This window comes from Escherichia sp. E4736 (genome assembly GCF_005781225.1).
Classification (GTDB): domain Bacteria; phylum Pseudomonadota; class Gammaproteobacteria; order Enterobacterales; family Enterobacteriaceae; genus Escherichia.
The window spans coordinates 1-24,794 of the sequence record NZ_VATT01000030.1 but is presented as its reverse complement, the minus strand read 5'-3'; the positions used below and the strand labels follow the sequence as shown (position 1 = coordinate 24,794).

The window sequence follows — 24,794 nt, the reverse complement described above, 5'->3', positions numbered from 1 at the left end:
ACCTGCATAAAACTCAAGGAGAGTGCATGTCTATCACGGCGCAGTCCGTATACCGTGACACCGGAAATTTCTTCCGTAATCAATTTATGACCATTCTGTTGGTATCGTTGCTTTGTGCATTTATCACAGTGGTGTTAGGACATGTTTTCTCACCCAGTGACGCACAGCTTGCGCAGCTCAATGATGGCGCGCCCGTTAGTGGCGGCGGTGGGTTGTTCGATCTGGTGCAAAATATGTCCCCGGAACAGCAACAAATTTTGCTGCGTGCTTCCGCTGCGTCCACTTTTTCAGGATTAATCGGTAACGCCATACTCGCCGGAGGCGTAATATTAATCATCCAACTGGTGTCTGCGGGTCAGAGAGTCAGTGCGCTACGCGCTATTGGTGCCAGTGCGCCGATATTGCCAAAGTTATTTATTCTGATTTTTCTGACTACCCTTTTAGTACAGATTGGCATCATGCTGGTGGTCGTTCCGGGGATTTTAATGGCCATTTTACTGGCACTGGCGCCGGTGATGTTGGTGCAGGATAAAATGGGCGTTTTCGCCTCTATGCGCAGCAGTATGCGGCTGACATGGGCGAATATGCGTCTGGTGGCACCTGCAGTACTAAGCTGGTTACTGGCAAAAACACTGTTGCTGCTGTTTGCCTCTTCGTTTGCCGCATTAACCCCGGAAATTGGTGCCGTACTGGCGAATACTTTAAGCAACCTGATTTCAGCCGTATTGCTTATCTATCTGTTCCGCCTGTACATGTTGATTCGCCAATAACCTGAAGTATTTGATTACGGAATCGTAAAATGAAGCAGTTTCTTGATTTTTTACCGCTGGTTGTCTTCTTCGCGTTCTACAAAATTTATGACATCTATGCGGCAACTGCGGCGCTCATCGTCGCCACGGCAATTGTGCTTATTTATAGCTGGGTTCGCTTCCGGAAAGTTGAGAAGATGGCCCTGATCACCTTTGTTCTGGTGGTCGTTTTCGGTGGTCTGACGCTGTTCTTCCACAATGATGAGTTTATTAAATGGAAGGTCACCGTCATCTACGCTCTGTTTGCCGGTGCTTTGTTGGTTAGCCAATGGGTAATGAAAAAACCGCTGATTCAGCGGATGCTGGGTAAAGAACTCACTCTACCGCAGCCAGTATGGTCGAAGCTGAACCTGGCTTGGGCAGTCTTCTTTATTCTTTGTGGTCTGGCGAATATCTACATCGCATTCTGGCTACCGCAAAATATTTGGGTCAACTTCAAAGTGTTCGGTCTGACCGCCCTCACCTTAATCTTCACACTGTTAAGCGGTATTTATATCTACCGCCATATGCCGCAGGAAGATAAATCATAATCTGTCTGCCGGCCCTTCGGGGCCGGCGCTGCATATCCTCTGTTCTCATTTGGAAAATCATAGTAGCATCGCGCCTGTGATTTTCCTTTTATGTCGGTTTTACCATGTCTACAACACCTAACGTCCCTCAGGGCGATCTTGTTTTACGTACTTTAGCCATGCCTGCCGATACCAATGCCAATGGCGATATCTTTGGTGGTTGGTTGATGTCGCAGATGGATATTGGCGGTGCCATTCTGGCAAAAGAAATTGCCCACGGTCGCGTCGTGACCGTGCGGGTTGAAGGAATGACTTTCTTACGGCCAGTTGCGGTTGGTGATGTGGTGTGCTGCTATGCGCGCTGTCTCCAAAAAGGGACGACATCAGTCAGCATTAATATTGAAGTATGGGTGAAAAAAGTGGCGTCTGAACCGATTGGGCAGCGCTATAAAGCGACGGAAGCGTTATTTAAGTATGTTGCCGTCGACCCTGAAGGAAAGCCTCGTGCCTTACCTGTAGAGTAATAGTCAAAAGCCTCCAACTTGGAGGCTTTTGATTTTCAGTTTATTGAATTTCGGTGGTGCCGTTAATTTTAAACAGGATATTCACCACAATCCCACTTCCGGGTTTGCCCGGCTCATAACGCCATCTGCGCATCGCGTTTTTCACTTCGCGCTCAAACATGTTCGCCGGTTTGGCTGAAAGAATTTGTACGTTATCCACGCGACCATCCGGTGTGACGTCAAATTTAACTTTAACCTGCCCTTCAATGCGTAGTGCCTGCGCGCGCGCCGGATACTGCGGCTGATTACGGCTTAATGCCCGTGGACCAGACGCGACACTTGTGACCGGTTTGCTGGTTGCAGCCGTTGCCGTACTTGATGTTGGGCGAGTAGGTGCCGTATTTTCAAACGGTGACGCCGGACGTGACTCTACCGGTTTGACATCGCGTTTCGGCTGCTCCTGTACCTTTTTCACCGGCTTCGGTTTTGGCTTAGGTTTCGGCTTCGGCTTTTCAATGACTACCGGTGCTTCTTTTGGCGGTTCTGGTATCGGCTCAGGCTCCGGTTCTGGCTCCACCACTGGTTCCGGCGGCGGTTGAACGGCTTGTGGCGGCTCAAGTTCGGCCGGGGCAACCATGGTGACAGAAATCGGCTGCGCGGGCGCAGGTAGTTCAATAACCTGATGTACCGAGGTATAGAGTAGACCCGCCACAACAGCACCATGAATGCAGACCGAAAGTAACGTCGGCCAGGGGAAGCGGCGAGGTAAATCAAGGGTCATTGAAGTCATAATCGTTTCAGTAAAAAAACCAGGCCTCGATTTTAAATGCAAATAGCAATCATATTCAATAAGGCAAGGCGATCAGGATCAGTGAAAACGCAATTTTTGGCGCTATTAACCTTACTTTTAGTGACGCCTTAACAAAGACATCATCTTTCCGTTGCAGATCTTCGCCCTTTCAAATAACGTACTTTATAACTTTTCCGAACAAGGAGTTGTGCCCGTGTTGTATGTTATTTACGCTCAAGACAAAGCCGATAGCCTCGAAAAGCGCCTTTCCGTTCGTCCGGCACATTTAGCACGTTTGCAGTTACTGCATGATGAAGGGCGTCTGCTGACCGCCGGTCCAATGCCAGCGGTAGACAGTAACGATCCAGGCGCCGCAGGATTTACTGGCTCAACCGTTATTGCTGAATTTGAATCGCTGGAAGCAGCCCAGGCCTGGGCAGATGCCGATCCATACGTGGCTGCGGGAGTCTATGAGCAAGTTTCCGTGAAACCCTTTAAGAAAGTGTTCTGAATATCAACATCCAGGGGCGCGGTGACAGAAACCGTGCTCTTGTTTTTTCTTTATATTTACCGATACCCCCAATCCACCACCACAAACAGATAATAACTTTATCTGTATCTCCCTATATACCCTCGGCATCTCCGTCTGAAAATGACAAAATTTCTCTGCCTGATTCGGTTTTGATCAATCAAAACCTTTGATTGCTGCGGATAAAGTCATCTACTATGGTTTAACACATTCACGTGCCGCATGTTTTTCACATTCTGTACGCGTGAAGATAATTAAACAAAATTGTGGTTACAGAGGTATCAGTGAGTCACTGGGCTACATTCAAGCAAACAGCGGTAAATTTATGGGTGACCCTGCGGCACGATGTTATCGCGCTGGCGGTCCTTTCAAATGGATTGCTTATTTTTAAAACAATTTATGGCATGTCGGTCAATCTGCTCGATATTTTCCATATCCAGGCGTTTTCAGAACTTGACCTCTCCTTGCTGGCCAATGCGCCACTGTTTATGCTCGGCGTCTTTCTTGTTTTGAACTCGATCGGCTTGCTATTTCGGGCAAAGCTGGCATGGGCTATCAGTATCATTTTATTGCTGATAACGCTGATTTACACCCTGCACTTTTATCCCTGGCTGAAATTCAGCATTGGTTTTTGCATCTTTACCTTGATAATTTTGTTGGTGCTGCGTAAAGACTTCTCTCACAGTAGTGCTGCGGCCGGGACAATTTTTGCTTTTATTAGTTTTACGACGTTACTGTTTTACTCTACCTACGGCGCACTTTATTTAAGCGAAGGTTTTAATCCGCGAATAGAGAGTCTAATGACCGCGTTCTATTTTTCGATAGAAACTATGTCAACCGTGGGCTACGGCGATATCGTCCCGGTTTCTGAATCAGCGCGCCTGTTTACTATTTCGGTCATTATTTCCGGTATTACCGTTTTTGCCACCTCCATGACCTCGATTTTCGGCCCGCTTATCCGCGGGGGATTCAATAAACTTGTGAAAGGAAACAATCATACAATGCATCGTAAAGATCACTTTATTGTTTGCGGGCATTCCATTCTGGCAATCAACACGATTCTGCAACTGAATCAACGCGGACAAAACGTCACGGTTATCAGCAACCTGCCAGAGGATGACATAAAACAGCTTGAACAAAGACTCGGTGACAATGCCGATGTTATCCCCGGTGACAGCAATGACAGTTCAGTACTAAAAAAAGCGGGAATTGATCACTGTCGAGCTATTCTGGCGTTAAGTGATAATGACGCCGATAATGCTTTTGTCGTTCTGTCGGCGAAAGATATGAGCAAAGATGTTAAAACCGTGCTTGCCGTCAGTGATAGCAAAAACCTGAATAAGATTAAGATGGTGCATCCGGATATTATTCTTTCACCGCAGCTATTTGGTAGCGAGATACTGGCGCGTATTCTCAATGGGGAAGAAATTAATAATGATATGCTCGTCTCGATGTTGCTGAACTCCGGGCATGGCATTTTCAGCGATAACAATGACGACGAAACCAAAATTGACAACAATGAATCTGCGCAAAAATAGATTTTAACGGCGGAAAGATAATCTTAATGGGCACCGCGTTGGTGCCCAGAACATTTAGATATTGTAGATCGCAAACAATAACGAGTTTCGCTGTTTGTTTAGAAGGCACTTCCTGATGCTGTGGATACGCATATTTCGGCGTGACTGCCCCTCAAGCCAACGCGATTTCCGTCGGCTAGCCTGACGCTGCATGCGCCAGCGCCCCACTTCCGTTCTACTCCGCTTCATGTTAACTACTCTATGCAATAACAGAGCGGTCATTATACCCCCGGTCCCGACGCTGACCAGTGCTTTTACCGCGTTTTTATTTGCCAGATGAATCCATATGCGTAAACTCATAACAATGCGCTTTCAAAAGGATTTCTAATCTATGACAACCGTTTATACGTTGGTGAGTTGGTTGGCCATTCTGGGATACTGGTTGCTCATTGCAGGCGTAACTTTACGCATTCTAATGAAACGACGCGCAGTTCCCTCCGCCATGGCCTGGCTGTTGATCATTTACATTCTGCCGTTGGTCGGAATTATTGCTTATCTGGCTGTTGGCGAACTCCACTTAGGCAAACGCCGCGCCGAACGCGCCAGAGCGATGTGGCCTTCCACGGCGAAATGGCTTAACGATCTTAAAGCCTGTAAGCATATTTTTGCGGAAGAAAATAGCAGCGTCGCTGGACCGTTATTCAAGCTCTGCGAGCGTCGTCAGGGGATCGCCGGGGTCAAGGGTAATCAGCTGCAACTGATGACCGAGTCTGATGATGTGATGCAGGCGTTAATCCGCGACATTCAACTCGCTCGCCATAACATTGAGATGGTGTTTTATATCTGGCAACCAGGCGGTATGGCAGACCAGGTGGCAGAATCTTTGATGGCCGCCGCACGACGCGGTATTCATTGCCGATTAATGCTCGACTCTGCGGGGAGTGTTGCTTTTTTCCGTAGCCCGTGGCCAGAGTTAATGCGAAATGCCGGTATCGAAGTGGTCGAGTCCTTAAAGGTTAACCTGATGCGCGTATTCTTACGCCGCATGGACCTGCGCCAGCACCGCAAGATGATCATGATCGATAACTACATTGCCTACACCGGCAGCATGAATATGGTCGATCCGCGCTTCTTCAAACAGGATGCGGGCGTAGGACAATGGATTGATCTGATGGCTCGCATGGAAGGCCCTATCGCCACCGCGATGGGAATTATCTACTCTTGCGACTGGGAGATTGAGACGGGAAAACGTATTTTACCACCACCGCCTGATGTCAATATTATGCCGTTCGAGCAGGCCAGCGGTCATACGATTCATACTATCGCTTCCGGCCCGGGATTCCCGGAAGACCTGATTCATCAGGCTTTGCTGACTGCAGCTTATTCAGCTCGTGAATATTTAATCATGACGACGCCCTACTTCGTCCCCAGCGATGACTTACTTCACGCAATCTGCACGGCGGCGCAACGCGGGGTTGATGTCAGTATTATTTTGCCGAGGAAAAATGACTCAATGCTGGTAGGCTGGGCCAGTCGCGCATTCTTTACAGAACTACTTGCTGCTGGGGTTAAGATTTATCAGTTTGAAGGTGGGTTACTGCATACCAAGAGCGTGCTGGTCGATGGCGAATTAAGTCTGGTTGGCACCGTTAACCTCGACATGCGTAGTCTGTGGCTGAATTTTGAAATCACGCTGGCTATTGACGATAAAGGTTTTGGTGCCGATCTGGCTGCAGTTCAGGACGACTATATTTCTCGTTCGCGTCTGCTCGATGCACGGCTGTGGTTAAAACGTCCACTCTGGCAACGTGTCGCCGAGCGACTGTTTTACTTCTTCAGCCCGTTGCTGTAAAACGTCGCCAACAGAGACTAAACAGGTAGTGACTATGGATATGGATTTAAACAATCGCCTGACTGAAGATGAAACGCTTGAGCAGGCCTACGATATTTTTCTTGAACTGGCCGCTGATAATCTCGATCCGGCTGATGTTCTGTTGTTCAATCTGCAGTTTGAAGAGCGCGGTGGTGCAGAGTTATTTGACCCGGCAGAAGACTGGCAGGAACATGTTGATTTCGACTTGAACCCGGACTTTTTTGCCGAAGTGGTGATTGGTCTGGCAGACAGTGAAGATGGCGAAATCAACGATATTTTCGCCCGTATTTTGTTATGCCGCGAAAAAGATCACAAACTTTGCCATATTATCTGGCGGGAATAACGCTTGCCATCGGATGTGACGTAGCTGCGTCACATCCGTTCTTCCTTTTACACATCTATCTTTCCCCTCCTCCCAGTTCATTGCCACAAATACGACAATACTTCGCATCGTGTGCATGATGTTGGGTATTGCATTTAGGACAACAGAGAAGTTTTTTAGTCTGTTCAAGTTCACTGGTGAGTTGCGCAGTAATAATCCCCGTCGGAATTGCAATGACTGAGTAGCCAATCAAGATTAATACCGAGGCCACCATCCTTCCTGCCGCAGTATGTGGTGTAATATCACCATAACCAACGGTGGTTACCGTCACTATCGCCCAGTATACGGCTGTGCCAAGCGAGTTAAATTCGTTTGATGCACCTTCTATGGCGTACATTAACGCCCCAGCGACGATCATCACAATGGCAATAAAAGCATAAAAAAGAATCAACTGATGGCGGGCATTATTTATCGCCCGCCATAGACTGTTTAAGGCAGGCATAAAGCGGAGCAGGCGCAAAATTCGCAACGCACGAATCGCTCTCATCGCTCGCCAGGCAAATAAATAAGTAAAACCAATTTCAGGCCATAGCCAGATGACATACAGCGGCAAAATGGTGGCCAGATCGATAAATCCCCAAAAGCTAAAAACATAACGTACCGGATTCGGCCAGCTTAATATTCGCAGGAAATACTCGATCGTGAAGACAAAAGTAAAGAAGAATTCTACCCAAACAAAGATATGCCATTCGTCGTAAGTTAGCTGGAATTGCGATCCAATACCGGATTCTATGAAGACAGCGCCAACGCTTAACAATGCGAGGAAACCAAACAGCGCCTCGCAGCGTCGCCCGGTTTTCGTATGCTGATCAAAAAGGAAATGATAAACCCGTTGGCGATACTCTGAAAGATGTCCTGTCACCTGTACCTCCCATGAAAAAGGGCCGGCAATCTGCCAGCCCTTAACACGTTATAATGGGTCTACTTTCAGGCAAGAGACGGCATGTCTGAAACTGCCTTCCAGCACCGGGCGTGTTTTGGCACACTCCGGACCGGCTATCGGGCAACGGGTACGGAACACACATCCAGAAGGCGGGTTGATGGGCGACGGTAATTCCCCTTCCAGTAACTGGATTGATTTATTCTTCTCCAGATCAGGATCTGGAATGGGGACTGCCGACATCAATGCTTTGGTATAGGGATGCAACGGATTGTGGTAAACCTCATCATACGTCCCCAACTCTACCGCATGGCCGAGATACATCACCAGCACGCGATCGGAAATGTGTTTTACCACGGCCAGATCGTGAGCGATAAAGATTAATGACAATCCCATCTCACGTTGCAACTGCTGGAGTAAATTCACCACCTGCGCCTGGATTGACACGTCCAGCGCCGACACCGGTTCGTCGCAGATAATCAGCTTCGGTTCAAGAATAAGTGCACGCGCAATCCCGATACGCTGACACTGACCGCCGGAGAATTCATGCGGATAGCGGTTAATCAGGTTAGGTAGCAAGCCGACTTTCATCATCATCACCTTCACGCGCTCGCGAACTTCCTGGCGTGACATTTTCGGATGATAGGTACGCAGCGGTTCAGCGATGATCTCGCCGATGGTCATACGCGGGTTTAGCGATGCCAACGGGTCCTGGAAAATCATCTGAATATCACTGCGGACGGCACGCCATTCATCAGGTTTCATGCCCAGCAACTCTTTACCTAACCAGGCAACATGACCATCGGTGGCCTTGACCAAACCAATGATAGCGCGAGCAAAGGTAGACTTACCGCAACCTGATTCCCCTACGACGCCCAACGTTTCCCCTTCATATAACCTGAGCGTCACACCATCAACGGCCTTAAGGGTTTTCGGCGGTTGCCAGAACCACTGTTTGCCATCTTTGATCTCAAAGTGCACTTTCAAATCGGCAATTTCGAGGAGGACTTTTCTTCCTTCGGTTACAGCATTCATAACAGTTCCTCCACCGGTTTAAAGCAGGCACGCAGTCGGCCTGGCGTGAACTCTTCCAGTGGCGGCGCGCTACTGCAAATCTCCATCGCATACGGACAACGCGGCTGGAACGGGCAACCTTTCGGCAAACGCAGCAGGTTTGGCGGGTTACCCGGGATGGTCAACATCGTTTCACCTTCCGCATCAAGACGCGGCACCGCATTGAGTAAACCGATAGAATAAGGATGAACGGGTTCATAAAAGACATCGCGCGCGTTGCCATATTCCATCGTGCGCCCAGCGTACATCACCAGCACTTTGTCACAGATCCCCGCGACTACGCCGAGATCGTGGGTGATCATGATAATGGCAGTATTAAATTCCCGTTTCAGTTCATTCAATAGCGTCATGATCTGCGCCTGTACGGTCACGTCCAGCGCAGTAGTCGGTTCATCGGCAATCAGCAATTTAGGTCGGCACAACAACGCCATCGCAATCATCACACGCTGACGCATGCCGCCAGAAAACTCATGAGGAAACATCTTCATACGCTTACGCGCTTCTGGCATTTTCACCGCATCGAGCATTCGTACCGATTCTTCAAACGCTTCGGCCTTGCCCATACCTTTATGCAGCATCAGCACTTCCATCAACTGCTCGCCGACGCGCATGTATGGATTTAACGAGGTCATCGGATCCTGAAAAATCATCGAGATTTGTTCGGCACGCAGTTTATTAAGTTCACGTTCTGGCAGATTGAGGATTTCGCGCCCATTAAAGGTTGCCGATCCACCAATGCGTCCGTTAGCCGCCAGCAGCCCCATTAAAGCAAATGCGGTTTGCGACTTACCGGAGCCAGATTCGCCAACGATACCCAGCGTTTCCCCGGCACGCAGGGAAAAATTTAAATCATTGACCGCCGTGACGTCACCGTCCGGGGTGCTAAATGTCACTCGCAAATCTTTCACGTTCAGCAGTGCGTCAGCCTGTTGCTGTGCGAGCGGCACGGTTGCAGTTTCAATTACGCTCATGGCTGCACTCCTTAACGATCTTTCGGGTCGAGGGCATCACGCAAGCCATCGCCGATAAAGTTGAAACAAAACAGTGTCACCACAAGGAAACCTGCCGGAAATAGCAGCAACCACGGAGAGACTTCCATCGAGTTCGCGCCATCACTGAGCAATGCGCCCCAACTACTTAATGGCTCTTGCGTACCTAGTCCCAGGAAGCTAAGAAAAGACTCAAAGAGGATCATGCTGGGTACCAGCAGAGAGGCATAGACCACCACCACACCAAGCACATTCGGCACAATGTGGCGAATCACAATGCCGGGCGTAGATACACCGCCAACTTGTGCCGCCTCAATAAACTCTTTGCGCTTCAGACTAAGGGTTTGACCACGCACGATACGTGCCATGTCCAGCCAGGAAACCATCCCAATCGCTACGAAAATCAGCAGGATGTTTTGACCGAAAAAGGTCACCAGCAAAATGACGAAGAACATGAACGGAAAGGAGTTGAGGATTTCCAGCAGGCGCATCATTACGGAATCCACCTTGCCGCCAAGATAACCGGAAAGTGAACCATAAAGCGTTCCTACGACTACTGCCACCAACGCTGCAGCAACACCAACCATTAATGAGATGCGCCCACCAATTGCAACGCGCACCAGCAGATCGCGACCGGAAGAGTCGGTACCAAAGTAGTGACCAGATTCCATATCCGGGGCGCTGGACATCATCGCCCAGTCGGTGTCGTCATAGGCAAATTGCGAGAGCATCGGCGCCAGGATAACAAACAGTGCAATAAGCACCAGTACAATCAGACTGGCCACTGCTGCACGGTTATGCATAAAACGTCGACGTGCGTCCTGCCATAAACTGCGGCCTTCGACCTCCAGCTTTTCACTGAAATTCTCCAGCGTCTCGCTGTTTTTCTTACTTAACATCATCGCGAGCTCCAGTATCAGTAACGGATTTTCGGGTCGATAACCGCATATAGCACATCGACAATGGCATTGAACAAAATGGTTAAAGCACCAACCAGAATGGTCAGGCTTAACACCAATGAATAGTCACGGTTCAAGGCACCATTAACAAACAATTGTCCGATGCCCGGCAAACCGTAAATGGTTTCGATAACCATAGAACCGGTGATAATGCCAACAAATGCGGGTCCCATATAAGAAAGTACCGGTAGCAACGCAGGTTTTAATGCGTGGCGGAAAATAATGCGCCGCATGGGCAGACCTTTCGCGCGTGCGGTACGAATGAAGTTGGAGTGTAAAACTTCAATCATTGATCCACGGGTAATACGCGCAATACTGGCGATATAAGCCAGTGATAAGGCAACCATCGGCAGGATCATAAATTTCAGCGCCCCACCATTCCAGCCACCGCCCGGTAGCCAATGCAAAATGATCGCGAATATCATGACTAATAATGGCGCAACGACAAAGCTTGGTATAACCACTCCCGTCATAGCCAATCCCATGACGGTATAGTCCCATTTGGTGTTTTGTTTTAATGCGGCAATAACGCCAGCACTAACGCCCAGTACCACTGCGAGGAAAAATGCAGCAGCTCCCAGTTTTGCTGAAACGGGAAAACTGGATGCGACCAGGTCATTGACCGAATAATCTTTATATTTAAATGAAGGGCCGAAATCGCCATGAGCCAGTTGTTTCAGATAGCTGAAATACTGCGTCATGATGGGATCGTTAAGATGATATTTCGCTTCAATATTGGCCATTACTTCTGGCGGTAATGTACGTTCGCCGGTAAAGGGACTTCCCGGCGCGAGGCGCATCATAAAGAACGAAATAGTAATAAGAATAAATAGCGTCGGAATCGCTTCCAGACAGCGACGTAGAATAAATTTTAACATTGCCGTACCTTCTGGCCTGTGCCTTCTGTAATGCGATAAAAAGCAGACACCGTGGAGCAGGATACACCTGCCCCACGCATTGCCATTAGTGCTTCACAATGTACATATTTCGGGTGTAGGTATTATCCAACGGATCTTTACCGGTATAACCCCCAACCCACGGTTTTACCAGACGCGCGTTCACGTAGTAATAAACCGGAACAATGGCCGAATCTTTATCCAACTGTTGCTCTGCTTTCGTGTACAGCGCCGTGCGCTGCGCCTCGTCTGTAGCTTTCAGGGTTTCCGCCATAATGCTGTCAAAGGCCGGGCTCTTATAATGCGCGGTGTTCATCGAACTGTTCGACAGCATGGTGTTCAGGAAGGAAGTTGGTTCATTATAGTCTGCACACCAGCCAGCACGGGCCACATCGAAAGTACCCTGGTGGCGGGTATCGAGGAATGTTTTCCATTCCTGGTTAACCAGTTTAACGTCCACGCCGATATTTTTCTTCCACAGTGAAGAGGCGGCAATCGCCAGCTTTTTATGCAGATCGGACGTGTTATATAACAGATTAATCGTTAGCGGTTTGTCTGCGGTATAGCCCGCTTCTGCCAGCAGTTTTTTCGCTTCTTCGTTACGTTTTTCCTGGCTCCAGCCAAACCATTCTGGTTGCGTCAGTTTTGCGCCATCGGTATATGGTGGCGTGTAACCATAGGCCGGCATATCGCCCTGCGCTTTGACTTTATTAACAATGATATCGCGATCCATACCCAGTTTCAGTGCGGTACGCACACGCACATCATTGAATGGCGGTTTCTGGTTGTTAATCTCGTAATAGTAAGTGCACAGGTATGGATCAACGTGAACTTCGTTCGGGATTTCTTTTTTCAGTTTCTGGAACAGTTCGATCGGCATGTTGTTATAAGTCATATCGATTTCGCCGCTACGATAACGGTTAACATCGGTAACTTCAGAAGCGATCGGTAAATAGGTCACCTGGTTAATTACCGTTTTAGCGTTATTCCAGTAGGTCGGGCTGCGCTCAAGAACGATACGTTCGTTAACAACCCAATCTTTTAATGTATAGGCGCCGTTAGTAACGATATTGCCTGGCTGGGTCCATTTTTCGCCAAATTTCTCAATAGCGGCTTTTGGCACCGGGGAAGTAGATGGGTGAACCAGTAACTTATAGAAGTACGGAACAGGTTCACTTAAGGTGACTTCTAATGTGTGGTCATCGAGGGCTTTAACACCGAGATCGGTAATTGGTTTCTTCCCTTCCAGTATTTCATCAATACCCGCAATATGCCCGTATTGTAAGTAGCTTGCGTAGGGAGAAGCTGTGTTCGGATCAACAGAACGTTGCCAGCTATACACAAAGTCTTGTGCCGTGACTGGCGTGCCGTCAGACCATTTCGCATCTTTACGCAGGTGGAACGTCCAGACTTTAGCGTCCTTGTTATCCCAGGATTCAGCCACGCCAGGGGCCGGATGACCATCAAGATCGCTAACCAGCAAACCTTCAAACAGGTCACGGCTGATATTAGACTCAGGAACCCCTTCAATTTTGTGCGGATCTAATGACTGAACTTCAGAACCATTGTTGCGAACCAGCGTTTGTTTTTCCGCTAGTGTGACTCCTGCGGGTACATCAGCTGCCAGTGCGATATTCCCTGCCATAAGCGCAGCCAGAACGCCTGCTGCCACTAAACTTCTCTTGGTGATGTTGGTCATTGTGTTTTGGACTCCCTCATTATAATTACTGGTTTTTACCAGCATGTGTAATCCCGGATTAGGATACCTGTACAGCTCGGAGACTTTTTGCTGCCAGGTTGCTTTATCGTTACTAATTGCTATCACCGACTTTATTTATTCTGGTGATTCAGATGACCACCTTATGTCGATTCTTACTGTGTCTCCCCTGTCGAGACACATTTATTTTTTGCAGCGTCTTTTAATCGCAAATCATTCTCATTGCCAATAAAAATCGCCAAACGGTTGGCCGAAAAGTATCAAATGCCCTTCTTGCCCGCCAATACATTTTGCAAAATTGTTACGCAATTCTCTTTTACTAACCATACCAGTACGTATACCCCTCGTTATCCAATCAATAAAATAATTTAAAAACAAAGGGATATAACTAAAGAAAGTAATACTGCCTTTTCCGGTTATAGTCCAGATAGAAAATACGCACAATAATTTAACAAATGAATGCTATTTAGCACTTTTCTCTGCCAAAGCCAGTAGAATTACTAATATCATTTCAATTATTCTTCAGCAAGGCCCAGGATTATGATGTGATGAAAATAACATGATGTTGTGGATCGCCAGATAAGGATAGTCTTATAACTATCTGTAAAATGGGGATAAAATTATCTATTTCTTTTGTTAACTACGTTGGCTTGCAGTAAAAATAGTGATGAAAGAAACGGAGCATCATGACTCCGTTTCATATGAAAGGAATTAATTGAGCAGACCCGGGAAAATCCCTTTGATACCGTTGACGATAAATTCAATCCCTAATGCCATTAGCAAGAGCCCCATAATACGGGTAATGACGTTGATGCCAGTCTGACGCAGCACCCTCACCAGCCAGGGTGCCATGCGGAATAAACCCCAGCAACATAAAGCGAACAACGCGATTGCTACAAAAAAACCGAACAGATAACCAATGCTGTGATAACGCGTTCCCCATACGATAGTTGAACTGATTGCCCCTGGTCCTGCCATCAGAGGTAATGCGAGCGGTACAACGCCAATGCTTTCACGAATTGCGGTTTCTGATTTTTCTTGTTTGTTCTGTTTATCCTCGCCAAGCTTACCGCTGATCATCGACATTGCAATTGTCACGACCAGTATGCCGCCCGCGATGCGGAACGAATCAATAGATATTCCAAAAAGTTGCAGAATCGTGTCGCCGAGAAACAGTGCGATCCACAAAATAATGGCTACAGACAAGTTGGCGGTCAGATTTGTTTTGTTTCTCGCTGCCGCAGTCTGATAGCTGGTCATACTGATGAACACGGGGATGATCCCTACCGGGTTAACCAGCGCAAATAACCCGATGAAAAACTTAAAATAAACGGGAAAATCAAAAAGTGTCTGAATCACGGTTAGCTCCGAAGCAAAAGCCGGATAATGTTATCTTTAAACAAGGGTAAAAATACGTGCTGACAATACGCCTTTTGTCAGCATTTTTCACCTCCTAACTATCTAAAATTACTATCATTCATTATTGTTATCTAGTCGTACAAAACATGCTAAGGTAGCCAACAATTAATACTACAATTTATTAACTATTAGCTATTATGGCTAAAAGCGGAGCTGAAAGGTGTCAGCTTCGCGAAATTTTGATCTGGATCACTTAATCGGTACCCAGAAGTGAGTAATCTTGCTTACGCCACCTGGAAGTGACGCATTAGAGATAAATGACTCTAATGTTTAAACTCTTTTAGTAAATCACAGTGAGTGTGAGCACGAGTAAGATTTTGATTTTCAAAGGTTAAGCAAATCATCATCGCACTGACTATACTCTCGTATTCGAGCAGATGATTTACTAAAAAAGTTTAACATTATCAGGAGAGCATTATGGCTGTTACTAATGTCGCTGAACTTAACGCACTCGTAGAGCGTGTAAAAAAAGCCCAGCGTGAATATGCCAGTTTCACTCAAGAGCAAGTTGACAAAATCTTCCGCGCCGCCGCTCTGGCTGCCGCAGATGCTCGAATCCCACTCGCCAAAATGGCCGTTGCCGAATCCGGCATGGGTATCGTTGAAGATAAAGTGATCAAAAACCACTTTGCTTCTGAATATATCTATAACGCCTACAAAGATGAAAAGACCTGCGGTGTTCTGTCTGAAGACGACACTTTCGGTACCATCACTATCGCTGAACCAATCGGTATTATCTGCGGTATCGTTCCAACAACTAACCCGACTTCAACCGCTATCTTCAAATCTCTGATTAGCCTGAAGACCCGTAACGCCATCATTTTCTCACCACACCCGCGTGCTAAAGATGCAACCAACAAAGCTGCTGATATCGTTCTGCAGGCTGCTATTGCTGCTGGTGCACCAAAAGATCTGATTGGCTGGATCGATCAACCGTCTGTTGAACTCTCCAACGCACTGATGCACCACCCTGACATTAACCTGATCCTTGCGACCGGTGGTCCAGGCATGGTTAAAGCAGCATACAGTTCCGGTAAACCGGCGATCGGCGTAGGCGCAGGCAACACCCCAGTTGTTATTGATGAAACTGCTGATATCAAACGTGCAGTTGCATCCGTACTGATGTCCAAAACCTTCGACAACGGCGTAATTTGTGCTTCTGAACAGTCTGTTGTTGTTGTTGATTCTGTTTATGATGCTGTACGTGAGCGTTTTGCCACCCACGGCGGCTACATGCTGCAGGGCAAAGAGCTGAAAGCTGTTCAGGACGTTATCCTGAAAAATGGCGCGCTGAACGCAGCTATCGTTGGTCAGCCAGCTTATAAAATTGCTGAACTGGCAGGCTTTTCTGTACCAGAAAACACTAAGATTCTGATCGGTGAAGTGACTGTTGTTGATGAAAGCGAACCATTCGCTCATGAAAAACTGTCCCCGACTCTGGCAATGTACCGTGCGAAAGATTTTGAAGACGCGGTAGAGAAAGCAGAGAAACTGGTTGCTATGGGCGGTATCGGTCACACATCTTGCCTGTACACCGACCAGGATAACCAGCCGGCACGCGTTTCTTACTTCGGTCAGAAAATGAAAACTGCCCGTATCCTGATCAATACCCCGGCTTCTCAGGGCGGTATCGGTGACCTGTACAACTTCAAACTCGCGCCTTCCCTGACTCTGGGTTGTGGTTCCTGGGGTGGTAACTCCATCTCTGAAAACGTTGGTCCGAAACACCTGATCAACAAGAAAACCGTTGCTAAGCGAGCTGAAAACATGTTGTGGCACAAACTTCCGAAATCTATCTACTTCCGCCGTGGCTCTCTGCCAATCGCGCTGGATGAAGTGATTACTGATGGCCACAAACGTGCGCTCATCGTGACTGACCGCTTCCTGTTCAACAACGGCTATGCTGACCAGATCACTTCTGTACTGAAAGCTGCTGGCGTAGAAACTGAAGTGTTCTTCGAAGTTGAAGCTGACCCGACTCTGAGCATTGTTCGTAAAGGTGCAGAACTGGCGAACTCCTTCAAACCAGACGTGATTATCGCGCTGGGTGGTGGTTCCCCGATGGATGCCGCGAAGATCATGTGGGTTATGTACGAACACCCAGAAACTCATTTCGAAGAACTGGCGCTGCGCTTTATGGACATCCGTAAACGTATCTACAAGTTCCCGAAAATGGGCGTGAAAGCGAAAATGATCGCAGTCACCACAACTTCCGGTACCGGTTCTGAAGTTACACCGTTCGCGGTTGTAACCGATGACGCAACTGGCCAAAAATATCCGCTGGCAGACTATGCTCTGACCCCGGATATGGCGATTGTTGACGCCAACCTGGTTATGGATATGCCGAAGTCCCTGTGTGCTTTCGGTGGTCTGGACGCAGTAACTCACGCCATGGAAGCATATGTTTCTGTACTGGCTTCTGAGTTCTCTGATGGTCAGGCTCTGCAGGCGCTGAAACTGCTGAAAGAATATCTGCCAGCGTCCTACCACGAAGGGTCTAAAAACCCGGTAGCGCGTGAACGTGTTCACAGTGCGGCAACTATCGCAGGTATCGCGTTTGCTAACGCCTTCTTGGGTGTATGTCACTCAATGGCACATAAACTGGGCTCTCAGTTCCACATTCCGCATGGTCTGGCAAACGCCCTGCTGATTTGTAACGTTATCCGCTACAACGCGAATGACAACCCGACCAAGCAGACTGCATTCAGCCAGTACGACCGTCCGCAAGCACGTCGTCGTTATGCTGAAATTGCAGACCATCTGGGTCTGAGCGCTCCGGGCGACCGTACTGCTGCTAAGATCGAGAAACTGCTGGCATGGCTGGAAACGCTGAAAGCTGAACTGGGTATTCCGAAATCTATCCGTGAAGCTGGCGTTCAGGAAGCAGACTTCCTGGCAAACGTTGATAAACTGTCTGAAGATGCATTCGATGACCAGTGCACCGGCGCTAACCCGCGTTATCCGCTGATCTCCGAGCTGAAACAGATTCTGCTGGACACCTACTACGGTCGTGATTACGTAGAAGGCGCAACCGTTGCTAAAGAAGCAGCTCCGGTTAAAGCAGAGAAAAAAGCGAAAAAATCCGCTTAATCGGTAGCTCTGTATAACATCATAAACGGTCCCATTTGGGGCCGTTTTTTTGTTTCAGGCAAAGAACGGCTATGTAAACTCAATAATCCAGCTGTATTAATTCATCATGTTTGCATTGTCGGAAAACGAGCACAACGCGAGATTGTCGACAAATAACTCTACCTCGTAGGTAATGAGGCATCGACGCACTAAAATCGTTCTGTGGTACGTTGAGTGATGATTAAGAATAGAGAAAGGATGATGACTCGGAAGAAGTTAGTAAAACGGACTGACAGGATAAAAGCGCCCTATTCACCCTGTCAGTAAAGAAAAATTTATTAGTCGTGCCGATGATTGTCCTGAATCGCCGTCAAAGAGCCGATCTCTAACGCTTCTTTATAGTGTTTACGGCAAACCGAGACGTAACGCTCATTACCACCAATAACCACCTGCTCACCTTCGTTATAAGGTCTACCCGCCAGATCAAGACGTAGCACCATGCTTGCTTTGCGGCCACAAAAACAAATAGTTTTTAATTCGACCAGTTTGTCTGACCATGCCAGTAAGTATTGGCTACCAACAAACAATTCACCGCGAAAATCGGTACGCAAACCATAACAAAGTACGGGTATATCGAGTTGATCGACAACCTCCGATAATTCATATACTTGTTGTCTGGTTAAAAACTGGCATTCATCAACAAGTACGCAATGAATTGTCTGCTGTTCGTGTTCCGCACGAATCTCATCAAATAATGATGAATTTTGGTTAAATAATTTTGCAGGTGATGACAAACCTATACGCGAGCTGACTTTCCCTGCCCCGAAACGATCATCAATTTCCGCCGTATATACGACAGTGCGCATACCGCGTTCCTGGTAATTGTATGAAGATTGCAACAATGCCGTAGACTTACCCGCATTCATTGCGGAATAGTAGAAATATAGCTGCGCCATCAGCCACAGGCCCTCAATGATATGAAATAAAGTTGGCAGGAGTTTATCATAATTCGTCAGTTTTACAGCGTAACAGTGAGCACAGAAGTAGTATATTCGTCATCCATTACGAATGACTGGCATAATCCTTCAGAGCTATCTTTACCACGGCCTTGCTTGTTATAAACGCGTAAATGACTCTTGGTAACTATTCACAATCTTTAACCTGTTGCGCACGTAATAACCCCAGTTGGCCTCCAGGAAAGAGCAATACGAAGTCCTTGCACTTATTGCGACTGTTCTACTTTTCATCATTCGCTTAATAGGGGATTTTCATAAACAGGGCTAATACCCAAGAGTGAAAAGGTTCCAGCGCATGTTAATCTCCACATAAAATGTGACATGAATCAGGAAGTTTTAACCTTAAGTGATGTGAAAGCATCGATGTAAATAGGGCTATATGCCACGTCATTTCTGGCTAATTTTATGAAAAGATATTTATTGTCGGTACGAAATAAAGAACATTTTTGAATTCCTTACATTCCTGGCTATTGCACAACTGAATTTAAGGCTCTATTATTACCTCAACAAACCACCCCAATATAAGTTTGAGATTACTACAATGAGCGAAGCACTTAAAATTCTGAACAACATCCGTACTCTTCGTGCGCAGGCAAGAGAATGTACACTTGAAACGCTGGAAGAAATGCTGGAAAAATTAGAAGTTGTTGTTAACGAACGTCGCGAAGAAGAAAGCGCAGCTGCTGCTGAAGTTGAAGAGCGTACTCGTAAACTGCAGCAATATCGTGAAATGCTGATCGCTGACGGTATTGACCCGAACGAACTGCTGAATAGCATTGCTGCTGTTAAATCTGGCACCAAAGCTAAACGCGCACAGCGTCCGGCTAAATATAGCTATGTTGACGAAAACGGCGAAACCAAAACCTGGACTGGCCAGGGCCGTACTCCAGCTGTAATCAAAAAAGCAATGGATGAGCAAGGTAAATCCCTCGACGATTTCCTGATCAAGCAATAATCTTTTCTTGATTCTGTTTGCTTAAAATCCCGCCATTGGCGGGATTTTTTATTGTCCGTTTTAAGACTCTCTGATAAGAATACGCTATAAAAAAACGGCATTGATCACTCAATGCCGTTTCGTAGAAAACATCGTGATAGATGTTACTTCTTAATGCCTATCTCTTCTTCAAGCCAGGCTTTAAATTCAGTACCCAGTGTGTTGTGGCGAATACCGTATTCAACGAAGGCCTGCATGTAACCTAATTTATTACCGCAGTCATGGCTCTTCCCTTTCATATGATAGGCTTCAACCGTTTCTTTTTCGATCAGCATATCAATCGCGTCGGTGAGCTGAATTTCATCACCTGCTCCCGGAGGGGTTTTTGCCAGCAGCGGCCAAATATCAGCACTGAGAACATAACGGCCGACAATAGCAAGATTAGACGGCGCTACATCTGCTTTCGGTTTTTCTACCACGCCGACCATCGGTACACTTTCGCCAGGCGCTAAATCCACACCTTTGCAATCCACAACACCATATGCCGTCACATCAGCAACAGGCTCCACCATTATCTGGCTGTGACCAGTTTCATCAAAGCGACGAATCATCTCTGCAAGGTTATCCTGCGATAAATCGGATTCATATTCATCCAGAATAACGTCAGGCAAAATAACAGCCACAGGTTCATCACCAACTACCGGATGGGCACACAATACTGCGTGTCCCAAACCTTTCGCCAGCCCCTGACGAACTTGCATAATAGTCACGTGTGGTGGACAAATGGACTGCACTTCATCAAGCAACTGGCGTTTTACACGTTTTTCCAGCATTGCTTCCAGTTCAAAACTGGTATCGAAATGGTTTTCAATAGAGTTTTTAGATGAGTGAGTGACCAGCACAATTTCAGTAATGCCAGCCGCAATACATTCATTCACGACGTATTGAATTAATGGCTTATCGACAAGCGGCAGCATCTCTTTCGGGATAGCTTTCGTCGCCGGCAACATCCTGGTTCCTAATCCCGCAACGGGGATAACGGCTTTTTTGACTTTCGTATTAATGGCAGCCATTTAAATTCTCCTGGACTGTTCGTGTATTGAACGTGTTCATATTTCTGTGTCGCATCCCAGTATATCAGTACCCTGACGAGGCCTGGTTCTGAAAAGGAGGCGAGTTAACATAATTAAGACAATTACTTAAACGAATGGCGACGATAGTACCACCAGCCGACACCAGCGCGTAATGCAATTTTATCCCATATAATCGTTTGCTCATTCCGCAGACAACATCAAGCGCAGTCTTCCACCTGTTCCCCAAATTTGACATTGCCAGGCATCACATCGCTGGCTCAATTGATTCAAATAGGCGTTGCCTAATGTTCCTAACGGAACGCCATTACTGATTTGAATCTGGTGTTCACCAGCATTTAACGTTGCATTCAGGCCAGCGGAAACCAAAATGAGATTTTTTAATTCACGATGATAATAGCCGACTAATAGCGGGAACTGGCCAGGCAGATTGGCCTGCCGCAGTAAATGATTTACCTGCTTCAATAACGCTCCCAACTCTGGCAAACGCTGATTTTGGTGGGCAATCTGTTCCTGTAATAACCCATTAAACAGCGCGCGTAATAACAAGGCGGCAAGGACACCATTATGTCCGGCGCGAGTTACATCGAGACAATAAAAAGCCAGATCGTTTTCCGAAAGAGCTGCAATATCAAGCACCAGCCCCGGTTTATCAACGGCCACCAGTTGGCGATAATTAACCCGGCAATGGGAAATCACCTGCTGAACCGGAGGTTGTAATTCTTGCAATAATTTAGCAGCCGCAGTGGGATTATCCACCATCGCATCCCAGTCGCGAAAAAGCCTTTCTTCTTCCTCTACACGCGAATTAAACATGCTGGGATAGAGACACGCAAAAACCATCTCGCGCAGACGGTTGAGATCTTTAACTGGTTTTAGCAAAACATCTTCCACGCCCAGACGTAACGCTTTCGCAATATCTGCCATGTTTTCCGTAGCGGAAATCACCAGGACTGGTGTTTGGTCACCCCGGTTGCGAATATGTTCCAATAGTTTCAGGCCGTTCATTCTCGGCATTGCAATATCACATATCATTAGATCGGGTGTGAAACCTCCCAGTAGCTCAAGGGCATCCACCCCATCAGCCGCCAGTACCGTTGTCGCTCCCAATGAGGAAAACCACGAATCCAGAAGCGAGCGAAATACCGCCTCATCTTCAACTATGAGAATCTGTTTTCCGACCAATGGCTGCGTCATGTTCTCTCCCCTGACTGGCTTTATTCAATAGTGGCATGCTATTGCCATCAGTGCCTGTCAGAATTAACTTAAGTGTAGATAAAAAATCAGGTCAAAACGTTAGTTCGAACTAGCGGTAAAAGCTCATCCATTTTCTTCTCAACCGCCAATTGTCCTGCCGAAATGGCAGCCTGCGCACGATGAAAATCGAGCGTGGAAATCTGTGGGCAAACGGGTTGAATCAGAATATCAGGCGGGTCCCCTGCCATACGGTTTCTTTTAAGGCGGTTTTCCAATACCTGAATAGAGGTAGTCATAATCTCTGTTGCTGTCGGTGCCGTGACGCCTCGACGCGCAGTAATACTACTTAGCCGCTCTTTCAGCCGCGCATGCCAGGGGAGATCATCTTCACTCTCGCCATTTTCAGCACCGACATTAAATGAAAGAAGATCTTGCTGCATTAAGTGAGCGTCGTGCTGGAGATCAACCGCAATTACGATATCTGCGCCCAACGCACGAGTAAGAGAGATAGGAATGGGATTAACGACTGCGCCATCAACAAGCCAGTAGCCGTTATGCGCGACCGGTGCCATCAAGCCCGGAATACTGCAGGATGCACGAATAGCGAGATGGAGATCACCTTCGGTAAACCATAATTCACGCCCTGTGCTTAGATTGGTGGCGACTGCAGCGAAGCGGCGTGAACAATTCTCGATTTCTGTTTCTGGCATTATTTCACGATATCGATTGAACACACGCTCACCGCGCAGCAGTCCACCGCGCTGCCAGGAGAGGTCCATCAGTCGTAAAACATCCCAATAGCTAAAAGAGGTAACCCACTCTTCCAGCGCAGATAATCGACCACAGGCATAGGCTGCGCCTACCAGCGAACCAATTGAACATCCTGCGACGATATCAATTTCAATGCCCATTTTTTTAAGCGCGTTAATGACGCCAATATGCGACCATCCTCGTGCAGCACCGGATCCCAGCGCCAGCCCTATTTTTACTTTTCTCATTGTTCCTGAAAGCGTCCCCTGGAATGCAGCCGTAGCCACATCGCTACCGCTCGGTTAACATAGTGCTACTCCGGCGGTTAAAACGCCGTTATTGTTTCCAGGGAGATTATTTGTGTCTAAGCTTTGTCCCTGTGGTAGTGCTGTCGAGTATAGCCTATGTTGCCACCCTTATGTGTCTGGTGAAAAGGTTGCACCAGATCCCGAACGTCTCATGCGTTCGCGTTACTGCGCTTTTGTGATGCACGACGCAGATTATTTAATTAAAACCTGGCATCCATCCTGTGGCGCCTCGGTGTTACGCGCTGAATTAATTGCCGGATTTGCACATACCGAATGGTTAGGTTTGACCGTATTTGAACGTTCATATCACGAAGGTGACGACGTAGGTTATGTCAGTTTTGTCGCTCGTTTTACTGAGAAGGGTAAATCCGGGGCGATTATTGAGCGTTCGCGATTTTTGAAAGAAAACGGTCAATGGTACTATATTGATGGTACACGTCCGCAGTTTGGTCGCAACGATCCCTGCCCTTGTGGTTCAGGTAAAAAATTTAAAAAGTGCTGCGGCCAATAAAGGTTGACGGTACGGTTTAGCAAACACTCTCAACAAGGTTTTTCCAGCAATGCATTCACTCCAACGTAAAGTTCTGCGTACTATTTGCCCGGATCAAAAAGGTCTGATCGCGCGTATTACTAATATTTGCTACAAGCACGAGTTAAATATCGTGCAGAACAATGAATTTGTTGACCACCGTACCGGGCGCTTTTTTATGCGCACGGAGCTGGAAGGTATTTTTAATGATTCCACCCTGCTGGCGGATCTCGATAGCGCATTGCCAGAAGGTTCAGTGCGTGAACTGAATCCCGCAGGTCGCCGCCGCATAGTCATTCTGGTGACTAAAGAAGCGCATTGCCTGGGCGATCTGCTGATGAAAGCCAACTACGGCGGACTGGATGTTGAAATCGCTGCGGTTATTGGTAACCACGAGACTTTACGTTCTCTGGTGGAACGTTTTGATATTCCGTTTGAATTGGTGAGCCATGAAGGGTTAAGCCGCAACGAGCACGATCAGAAGATGGCGGATGCCATTGAAGCGCATCAACCTGATTATGTGGTGCTGGCGAAATATATGCGCGTGCTGACGCCGGAGTTTGTCGCGCGCTTCCCGAATAAGATCATCAATATTCACCATTCGTTCTTGCCTGCGTTTATTGGCGCACGCCCCTATCACCAGGCTTATGAACGCGGCGTGAAGATTATTGGCGCAACAGCACACTATGTAAATGACAACCTGGATGAAGGTCCAATCATCATGCAGGATGTCATTCATGTGGATCACACTTACACAGCCGAAGACATGATGCGTGCAGGTCGTGATGTTGAGAAAAACGTATTAAGCCGCGCGCTTTACCAGGTTTTGGCACAGCGTGTATTTGTTTACGGTAACCGGACGATTATTCTTTAATCGCTGGCAAAATAGAACTGGTTGGCTTTAATCCGTTACGGATGAAAATTACGCAACCAGTTCATTTTTCTCAACGTAACCCTTTACAGCGGCGTGTCATTTGATATGATGCGCCCCGCTTCCCAGTGAGGGAGCAGGCCAGTAAAAAGCATTACCCCGTGGTGGGGTTCCCGAGCGGCC

At 47.4% G+C, this 24,794-nt stretch carries 24 protein-coding genes; 11 read left to right on the top strand and 13 right to left on the bottom strand.

Annotated elements, in window-relative coordinates; genetic code table 11:
- Positions 1-26: 26 nt before the first annotated feature.
- From FEK46_RS17595 to yciA, 3 genes are all read left to right on the top strand, one after another.
- Positions 27-770, top strand: a complete 744-nt coding sequence (locus tag FEK46_RS17595) for a YciC family protein (protein ID WP_130208877.1) — start codon at positions 27-29, stop codon at positions 768-770.
- 29 nt (positions 771-799) lie between these two features.
- Positions 800-1,339: a septation protein A gene (locus tag FEK46_RS17590; protein WP_000808667.1), complete on the top strand. Its 540-nt coding sequence runs from the start codon at positions 800-802 to the stop codon at positions 1,337-1,339.
- Positions 1,340-1,443: 104 nt separating this feature from the next.
- Complete coding sequence (yciA, locus tag FEK46_RS17585; RefSeq protein WP_130208879.1) at positions 1,444-1,842, top strand: acyl-CoA thioester hydrolase YciA; 399 nt, start codon at positions 1,444-1,446, stop codon at positions 1,840-1,842.
- A 40-nt stretch (positions 1,843-1,882) separates the two neighbouring features.
- Here yciA and tonB read toward each other — a convergent pair whose 3' ends face one another.
- The gene (gene tonB / locus FEK46_RS17580) at positions 1,883-2,602 is read right to left on the bottom strand and encodes a TonB system transport protein TonB (RefSeq protein ID WP_135559692.1); all 720 of its coding nucleotides are present in this window, start codon (positions 2,600-2,602) and stop codon (positions 1,883-1,885) included.
- A 223-nt stretch (positions 2,603-2,825) separates the two neighbouring features.
- Here tonB and FEK46_RS17575 point away from each other — a divergent pair, with 223 nt between their 5' ends.
- Positions 2,826-3,122: a YciI family protein gene (locus FEK46_RS17575; protein ID WP_000967596.1), complete on the top strand. Its 297-nt coding sequence runs from the start codon at positions 2,826-2,828 to the stop codon at positions 3,120-3,122.
- A 302-nt stretch (positions 3,123-3,424) separates the two neighbouring features.
- Positions 3,425-4,678: a voltage-gated potassium channel protein gene (kch, locus tag FEK46_RS17570; RefSeq protein WP_131161793.1), complete on the top strand. Its 1,254-nt coding sequence runs from the start codon at positions 3,425-3,427 to the stop codon at positions 4,676-4,678.
- A gap of 54 nt (positions 4,679-4,732) precedes the next feature.
- Here the strand turns inward: kch and FEK46_RS17565 are convergent, their stop codons facing one another.
- A complete protein-coding gene (locus tag FEK46_RS17565; protein WP_122983112.1) occupies positions 4,733-4,906 on the bottom strand; it encodes a YciY family protein in 174 nt (57 codons plus the stop codon).
- A gap of 142 nt (positions 4,907-5,048) precedes the next feature.
- On the opposite strand from FEK46_RS17565, the gene cls reads away from it, so the two are divergent.
- The gene (gene cls, locus FEK46_RS17560; protein WP_130208884.1) at positions 5,049-6,509 is read left to right on the top strand and encodes a cardiolipin synthase; all 1,461 of its coding nucleotides are present in this window, start codon (positions 5,049-5,051) and stop codon (positions 6,507-6,509) included.
- Between the two features lie 34 nt (positions 6,510-6,543).
- Positions 6,544-6,873 carry an HI1450 family dsDNA-mimic protein gene (locus FEK46_RS17555; RefSeq protein WP_000366958.1) on the top strand — a complete coding sequence of 110 codons (330 nt, stop codon included), beginning with the start codon at positions 6,544-6,546 and terminating at the stop codon, positions 6,871-6,873.
- A gap of 55 nt (positions 6,874-6,928) precedes the next feature.
- Here FEK46_RS17555 and FEK46_RS17550 read toward each other — a convergent pair whose 3' ends face one another.
- The 7 genes from FEK46_RS17550 to ychE all read right to left on the bottom strand — a co-directional run bounded on the left by FEK46_RS17550 (position 6,929) and on the right by ychE (position 14,786).
- Positions 6,929-7,774, bottom strand: a complete 846-nt coding sequence (locus FEK46_RS17550) for a potassium channel family protein (RefSeq protein ID WP_135559629.1) — start codon at positions 7,772-7,774, stop codon at positions 6,929-6,931.
- Between the two features lie 48 nt (positions 7,775-7,822).
- A complete protein-coding gene (oppF, locus tag FEK46_RS17545) occupies positions 7,823-8,827 on the bottom strand; it encodes a murein tripeptide/oligopeptide ABC transporter ATP-binding protein OppF (RefSeq protein ID WP_130222797.1) in 1,005 nt (334 codons plus the stop codon).
- The gene (oppD, locus tag FEK46_RS17540) at positions 8,824-9,837 is read right to left on the bottom strand and encodes a murein tripeptide/oligopeptide ABC transporter ATP-binding protein OppD (RefSeq protein WP_130208888.1); all 1,014 of its coding nucleotides are present in this window, start codon (positions 9,835-9,837) and stop codon (positions 8,824-8,826) included. The genes oppF and oppD overlap by 4 nt, the downstream gene beginning before the upstream one ends.
- An 11-nt stretch (positions 9,838-9,848) precedes the next feature.
- Positions 9,849-10,757: an oligopeptide ABC transporter permease OppC gene (gene oppC / locus FEK46_RS17535; RefSeq protein ID WP_000979659.1), complete on the bottom strand. Its 909-nt coding sequence runs from the start codon at positions 10,755-10,757 to the stop codon at positions 9,849-9,851.
- Positions 10,758-10,771: 14 nt separating this feature from the next.
- Positions 10,772-11,692, bottom strand: coding sequence for an oligopeptide ABC transporter permease OppB (gene oppB, locus FEK46_RS17530; protein ID WP_001516507.1), 921 nt, complete (start codon positions 11,690-11,692; stop codon positions 10,772-10,774).
- A gap of 85 nt (positions 11,693-11,777) precedes the next feature.
- A complete protein-coding gene (oppA, locus tag FEK46_RS17525; RefSeq protein WP_130208890.1) occupies positions 11,778-13,409 on the bottom strand; it encodes an oligopeptide ABC transporter substrate-binding protein OppA in 1,632 nt (543 codons plus the stop codon).
- A 729-nt stretch (positions 13,410-14,138) separates the two neighbouring features.
- The gene (ychE, locus tag FEK46_RS17520) at positions 14,139-14,786 is read right to left on the bottom strand and encodes an NAAT family transporter YchE (protein WP_000616766.1); all 648 of its coding nucleotides are present in this window, start codon (positions 14,784-14,786) and stop codon (positions 14,139-14,141) included.
- A gap of 477 nt (positions 14,787-15,263) precedes the next feature.
- On the opposite strand from ychE, the gene adhE reads away from it, so the two are divergent.
- The gene (gene adhE / locus FEK46_RS17515) at positions 15,264-17,936 is read left to right on the top strand and encodes a bifunctional acetaldehyde-CoA/alcohol dehydrogenase (RefSeq protein ID WP_130208892.1); all 2,673 of its coding nucleotides are present in this window, start codon (positions 15,264-15,266) and stop codon (positions 17,934-17,936) included.
- Between the two features lie 317 nt (positions 17,937-18,253).
- On the opposite strand, the gene tdk is transcribed toward adhE, so the two are convergent.
- Positions 18,254-18,871 carry a thymidine kinase gene (gene tdk, locus FEK46_RS17510; RefSeq protein ID WP_130208894.1) on the bottom strand — a complete coding sequence of 206 codons (618 nt, stop codon included), beginning with the start codon at positions 18,869-18,871 and terminating at the stop codon, positions 18,254-18,256.
- Positions 18,872-19,472: 601 nt separating this feature from the next.
- On the opposite strand from tdk, the gene hns reads away from it, so the two are divergent.
- On the top strand, positions 19,473-19,886 hold the full coding sequence (gene hns / locus FEK46_RS17505; protein WP_105289150.1) for a histone-like nucleoid-structuring protein H-NS: 414 nt from the start codon (positions 19,473-19,475) through the stop codon (positions 19,884-19,886).
- 143 nt (positions 19,887-20,029) lie between these two features.
- Here hns and galU read toward each other — a convergent pair whose 3' ends face one another.
- The 3 genes from galU to rssA all read right to left on the bottom strand — a co-directional run bounded on the left by galU (position 20,030) and on the right by rssA (position 23,151).
- Complete coding sequence (gene galU / locus FEK46_RS17500) at positions 20,030-20,938, bottom strand: UTP--glucose-1-phosphate uridylyltransferase GalU (RefSeq protein ID WP_130208896.1); 909 nt, start codon at positions 20,936-20,938, stop codon at positions 20,030-20,032.
- 201 nt (positions 20,939-21,139) lie between these two features.
- Entirely contained in the window at positions 21,140-22,153 is a 1,014-nt protein-coding gene (gene rssB / locus FEK46_RS17495) for a two-component system response regulator RssB (protein ID WP_130216020.1), read from the bottom strand.
- An 86-nt stretch (positions 22,154-22,239) separates the two neighbouring features.
- Positions 22,240-23,151 carry a patatin-like phospholipase RssA gene (gene rssA / locus FEK46_RS17490; protein WP_130208900.1) on the bottom strand — a complete coding sequence of 304 codons (912 nt, stop codon included), beginning with the start codon at positions 23,149-23,151 and terminating at the stop codon, positions 22,240-22,242.
- A gap of 112 nt (positions 23,152-23,263) precedes the next feature.
- Between rssA and FEK46_RS17485 the strand changes: the two genes are divergently transcribed.
- On the top strand, positions 23,264-23,722 hold the full coding sequence (locus FEK46_RS17485) for a YchJ family protein (protein WP_130208902.1): 459 nt from the start codon (positions 23,264-23,266) through the stop codon (positions 23,720-23,722).
- 49 nt (positions 23,723-23,771) lie between these two features.
- A complete protein-coding gene (gene purU, locus FEK46_RS17480) occupies positions 23,772-24,614 on the top strand; it encodes a formyltetrahydrofolate deformylase (protein ID WP_130208904.1) in 843 nt (280 codons plus the stop codon).
- Positions 24,615-24,794: the final 180 nt, after the last annotated feature.